The sequence below is a fragment of the Primorskyibacter flagellatus genome (assembly GCF_900176485.1).
Classification (GTDB): Bacteria; Pseudomonadota; Alphaproteobacteria; order Rhodobacterales; family Rhodobacteraceae; genus Primorskyibacter; species Primorskyibacter flagellatus.
Window position 1 is genome coordinate 1 of sequence record NZ_FWYD01000048.1, and the last position, 5,169, is coordinate 5,169.

The following is a 5,169-nucleotide window of genomic DNA, read 5'->3' on the forward strand; positions in this document are numbered from 1 at the left end:
CATGGATGCTCCTTCCTTTTGTGATGGCTTTAACACTCACCACAATGGCACATTGAGATGCCGTCGGGAGGGGCATCCACGCCATCAACAAAGCCGTCCGCCATCCTCAACCCAGCAAGATATCGTCCTGCAGCCCTGCGGTGCTGGTCAGGCCCTGCAGCAATATCGATTGGTCGTCGCCAAAGTCGAGCAATACGCCTGCGCTGATAACGCTGGCATAGGTGCTAACAACTTGCGCCTGCGTCAGCCCGCCGCCCCAGAGGCTTTGGGTCAGGTGGAGTTCATCAATTCCAAGCTGGAAATCGGTGATCACATCGGACGATATCACTGCCCCAAACTCAAATTGATCGGCCCCTGCACCGCCTGTGATTGTGTCTTGGCCAAACGCGCCGCCCTGCGCGGTATCGACGTAAACGTCGTTGCCATCGCCCAAAAACACGGTGTCACGGCCATTACCGCCATCGACCGTATCATTGCCCGCGCCACCGAAGATCGTGTCGAACTGATTGCCGCCATAGGCCAAATCATCGCCCAAATCTGCATAAATCAGGTCATTCCCGGACTCGCCGTGAAACACATCATCGCCGTTGTCGCCTTGAATCGTATCATCGCCATTACCTGCGAACACAGTATCGCGGCCCAACACGCCGCCCTGCGTATTGTCGACATATAGATCATTGCCTTGGTTCAGATAGACCAGATCGCGGCCATTTCCGCCATCAACGGTATCATTGCCTTCGCCACCGAAGATCGTGTCGGATTGGTTGCCGCCATAGACAAGATCATCTCCCAAACCTGCATAAATCAGGTCATTCCCAGATTCACCGAGAAACACATCATCGCCGTTGTCGCCTTGAATCGTGTCGTCACCAATGCCTGCAAACACCGTATCGCTGCCCACTTCGCCGCCCTGCGTATTGTCGACATATAGGTCATTGCCCTGGTCCAAATAGACCAGATCACGGCCATTGCCGCCATCGACAGTATCATTACCCTCGCCACCGAAGATTGTGTCAAACTGATCGCCGCCATAGAGCAAATCGTCGCCTGAACCTGCATAAATGAGATCGTTCCCTCCTCCTGTATCGATGACGTTGCTTCCATTGCTCCCATCGACCCGATCGTTGAAATTCCCGGTCAATACATTCTCAAACTGGATCACCGAGACATAGCCGAACGCAGGTAAATCTTGTGCACCTGCCTCGGCGCCAACATTTTGGAAGGCAGAAGTATCAAGCGATATAGTGGTGGCCGAATTGAAACGAGTCAGATCCAGTGTGTCGGTTCCGCTATCACCCTGCGCCACCACGCCCCAATTGGGTGTAAAGCGCGACAACGATAATACGTCATCGCCCTCACCCAAATCGACAAATCTTGCACCGAATTGGCCAAGCGTGACCGTGTCATTACCATCACCGGAGGCGATAAAATCGGCGCGCCCGTTAATGAGGTCAAGCATATCATTACCACCGCCGGATTCTATAGTTTTGGCCCTGCCTGCGCCGATTGTAATCCGGTCAACGCCACCGGATGTCATAACGGTATCCACAAATCCAGTTGTCGTGGTAACAGTATTGTCACCACTGTTAAGTTTGACTGTACCCGCACCACCGGCCCCCACATTCACCGTGTCGTTGCCTTCATAACCGCTGACGAACTGGACAAACTGGTGTCCAAGCGTTGCAATGTTGGTGCCACCACCCATGTTAATAATGTCGGTCCGGCCATCGATGATGGTTATTGTGTCTGATCCTTCGTTGGTTTTGAGAACGTTGATCTGGCCGTTGACAATATTAACAATGTTATTTCCCCCACCAAGATATGCCTGCTCAATAGCCCCACCAAAATTCACAGTCAGCCTGTCATTGCCTGAATAGGAAATCACACTCCCATACTGATCACTATTCCATTGAATCGTGTTGTTCCCGCCGCCCACGTTGAGCTGGTCAATATCGCCACCAACGCGAACAATGACCAGATCGTCATTACCTCCAAGGCTTGCCTGCTCAACGCGACCAAAGACATCAAGGATATCCACGCCATCACTGAAACCAATACTACGCACGGCGGCCATAGAACCGATATTGATGGTGTTCGTGCCACCGTAGGAGGTCAATGATCCGACAGACCCATTGTCTATATTGACCGTGCTCGTGCGAGATCCAAGGCTGACGGCATCTGCGTCTGACAAGGTGAAGTCATTCGTGCCACGTGCTCTTAGGGTGCCGATATTGCTGCCTGCGCCATTAAACGTGTTGAAGCCTGTACCGAAATCTGTGGCTATGATGAAACCGGATCCGGCGTTAACAGTATTGGTTCCGTTTCCGAGCTTCAGCAAACCGATGTCACCCGAGCCGGTATTAACCGTATGGGTGCCGTTGAAGAGATCAATCGCCGCAAGAAACTGGCTGCCAAGTGTCACAACTGCATCACTGTTACCTTGGATGAACTTCACCCGAGTGTTGAACAAAGTTACATTTGATTGACCATAATCAGATAGGAACAACGTATCGATACGCCGCATTACGCCATCGTTGGTGTCTGTGATGTTGACGTCGAACGTGTAAGATGGAACGTCATTATAAAAATTCATTGTCCGAACAACCCACTCGTCGCCTGTAAGAGCGACGTTAAGCGTGTTATTCTCGGTTGCCGTGTCGAAACCTATCGAAACGCGATCGATGCGCTGCCCCGACCAACTGAAATTGCGACCGAATGTTGAGAACGAAGTGTCTCCGTCCAGATCAATGCTCTGAGTTGTCATCTTAATGTTCCCATAATTTAAAAAGTCATTTTGTTTGACGTTAGAATAGGTAAGCGTATTAAAATGAATAATTTAGAGACTGAAAGGCCTATGGCGATTAGATACCATATTTTGGCAGAGTTGTCATTGAATACTGCAAGGGCACCTCTAAGCCGAAATTTCCGATGTGGCTTGTCGCTTGAAGTCAGTTTTGCCTATCTTGCCACCAGATTAAGTGTCTCGCGGTTCTAGCCTCGACTGCAATCGTCAGAGCGCTCGAATGTAGGTGGATTGGATCGCAAACGGCTTGGGCACTATGGTCGGCAAGAGCCGGCCCATTGTTGCTGGACCTGACCCTTCCATGGCCGTCCATTCGCGGCACATGCAGCAACATCGTAAATCGCGTGGTTCTTTCGACAAAGGTGCCGATCGCCGAGCTGTCGAGGCCGAGAATGAGATCACCTGGGATCGTCAAGTTATCGGCATTCTTGGCAGCGAAAGCCGGGACACCAGATATCAAGCAGCCTTCAGCTCACGTGTGATATCGTCCCAGATACAATGTGCGTCGGCTCTGGATTGACGGTAGCAAACGGCAGACAGGGTGTGGCGGCGCGGTCGGAAGACATTTTGGACTTGATCATGAACGGTGAGAAATTGTTGCGCTTGGCCGGGCGGTTTGAACCGGCCCATACACTTTTCTCGCCGTCGGGTCGGCCTGTGCGACCCTTCGGATCGATTGTTGAGACCAATATGGCTGCGATGCTCGATTCCCGGAGGAAGCTTCTTCAGGGCGGCCCCGTAGCTTTGGAGTTTGTCGGTGACGATCACCCGTGGTTCGCCAAACGCCTTGAATAGCTTGCGGAAAAACCGATCTGCGGCCCGTCTATTGCGCCGAGATTGGACGAGTATGTCGAGCACGTCGCCCTGGCTATCAACGGCGCGCCACAGCCAATATTTCTTGCCGTTGATCGGAATGACGACTTCGTCCAGATGCCTTTTATCCGCCACTGCCGGAGGATTCCGGCGAATTACCTTGGCAAATTTCAACCCGAATTTCGCGACCCAAGAGCGGATGGCCTCATAGCTGACGACAACACCGCGCGCGGCCAGAAGGTCCTCAACATCGCGCAAGCTCATAGGAAATCTGTGATAAGCCCAGACGGCGTAGGCAATGATTTCATGAGGAAAACGATGGCCTTTGAAAGCGCCGGATTGCTTGGGTTTGGTCATGAGGATACCTACCGCCAGGTGAGTTGACCCGCAACTTGACGATGCCCTGCACATCGCTGAAAAATACCTCTCCGAGATCGAGGAGCACCTGGCCAGAACAGGCGTCTCGCAGGAAGACATCATCAAGCTGGTGGCCATCGCGCTGTCCAGCATCTACAGGTTCGACATGCCAGACAGGGAATGGATTGCCACACGAAAGGCGACCAAGGGCGTGCTCGTCCGCTTCGCCATCCCGCAAGCGTTCGTCGAGGCCTATAATCGAAAATTCAACCTACTCGGCGTGAAACCACAAACGCACCCCTACTATGCCTGGGCCGCCCAGTACGAGGACACCGTGTACCCAAAGATCCTCGACAGGTTGAAAGGCATCTGACTTCGTCCGCCTGGGGCAGTTGCGCGATGTACACAGCGCGGCATGCGGCACAGGCAGCCTATCTCTGGTCGCTGTCATCTGGGCACCCGCAGCAAATGGCCCGTGGAAGGCCGGAGCCGCCTCTGCAACGAGGATTGAACGTTACTTGATCGCCTCACCCGCCGCTGCCTCATTCTTGAAACCCGAAATGACGTTTATCGCTTCAAAGCAAGCTCTGGAACAGCAAAACAGAAACGAAAGAAAACGCCACCAATGATCAAATCGTAACGAAGACAGCATAACGACGGGACGGGTGAAATCTCGGTGACAATACCGGGGGTGCGGACAAAAACTTGGACTGTTTTCACGGCATAAGGCCGAGGCTTTTACGGTACTCGATTGGGCTTCTGCCACCAAGGGACATCTTGATGCGTGTTTTGTTATACCAATGGATGTATGCGTCAACCTCGTCAATAAACTGGGCCACGCTGAAGGCTCGCCAATCGCGAGGATAGAAGAACTCAGTCTTCAGGCGTCCGAAGAAGCCTTCACATGCGGCATTGTCTTGCGAGCTCGCCTTTCGTGACATCGAGCGAACGAGCTTTGCTGCGTCGATACGTTCCAGCCAGCCAGGCCAGCGATAGTGGCCTCCGCGATCGCTGTGGACGATGGGCCGCGCTTCGCTGTCAGCGATGGTCTCTACCGCTGCATCAAGCATGGTATTTACGAGGTCGGCATCCGGTCTGGTCCCTAGTCACCCGGAACCGAAGTTGTCATCATAGATTTGAGGCAGCCTTGGGAGCGGATGATGAGAGGTCGTGCGGCGGTAGTTATTGATTTGAGC

The 5,169-nt window shown here is 53.0% G+C and carries 3 protein-coding genes and 1 pseudogene; 1 reads left to right on the forward strand and 3 read right to left on the reverse strand.

Features of this window, described 5'->3' with window-relative positions:
* Positions 1 to 106 precede the first annotated feature (106 nt).
* Positions 107 to 2,764, reverse strand: a complete 2,658-nt coding sequence (locus B8991_RS20700) for a calcium-binding protein (protein WP_084355176.1) — start codon at positions 2,762 to 2,764, stop codon at positions 107 to 109.
* 495 nt (positions 2,765 to 3,259) lie between these two features.
* Positions 3,260 to 3,973 (reverse strand): IS6 family transposase, encoded by a 714-nt coding sequence (locus tag B8991_RS20710; RefSeq protein WP_084355178.1) that lies wholly within the window; start codon positions 3,971 to 3,973, stop codon positions 3,260 to 3,262.
* Between the two features lie 130 nt (positions 3,974 to 4,103).
* Between B8991_RS20710 and B8991_RS20715 the strand changes: the two genes are divergently transcribed.
* Positions 4,104 to 4,346 (forward strand): hypothetical protein, encoded by a 243-nt coding sequence (locus tag B8991_RS20715; RefSeq protein WP_084355179.1) that lies wholly within the window; start codon positions 4,104 to 4,106, stop codon positions 4,344 to 4,346.
* Between the two features lie 343 nt (positions 4,347 to 4,689).
* Here the strand turns inward: B8991_RS20715 and B8991_RS20720 are convergent.
* Positions 4,690 to 5,079 (reverse strand): annotated as a pseudogene (locus tag B8991_RS20720) (transposase); the annotation flags it as partial.
* Positions 5,080 to 5,169: the final 90 nt, after the last annotated feature.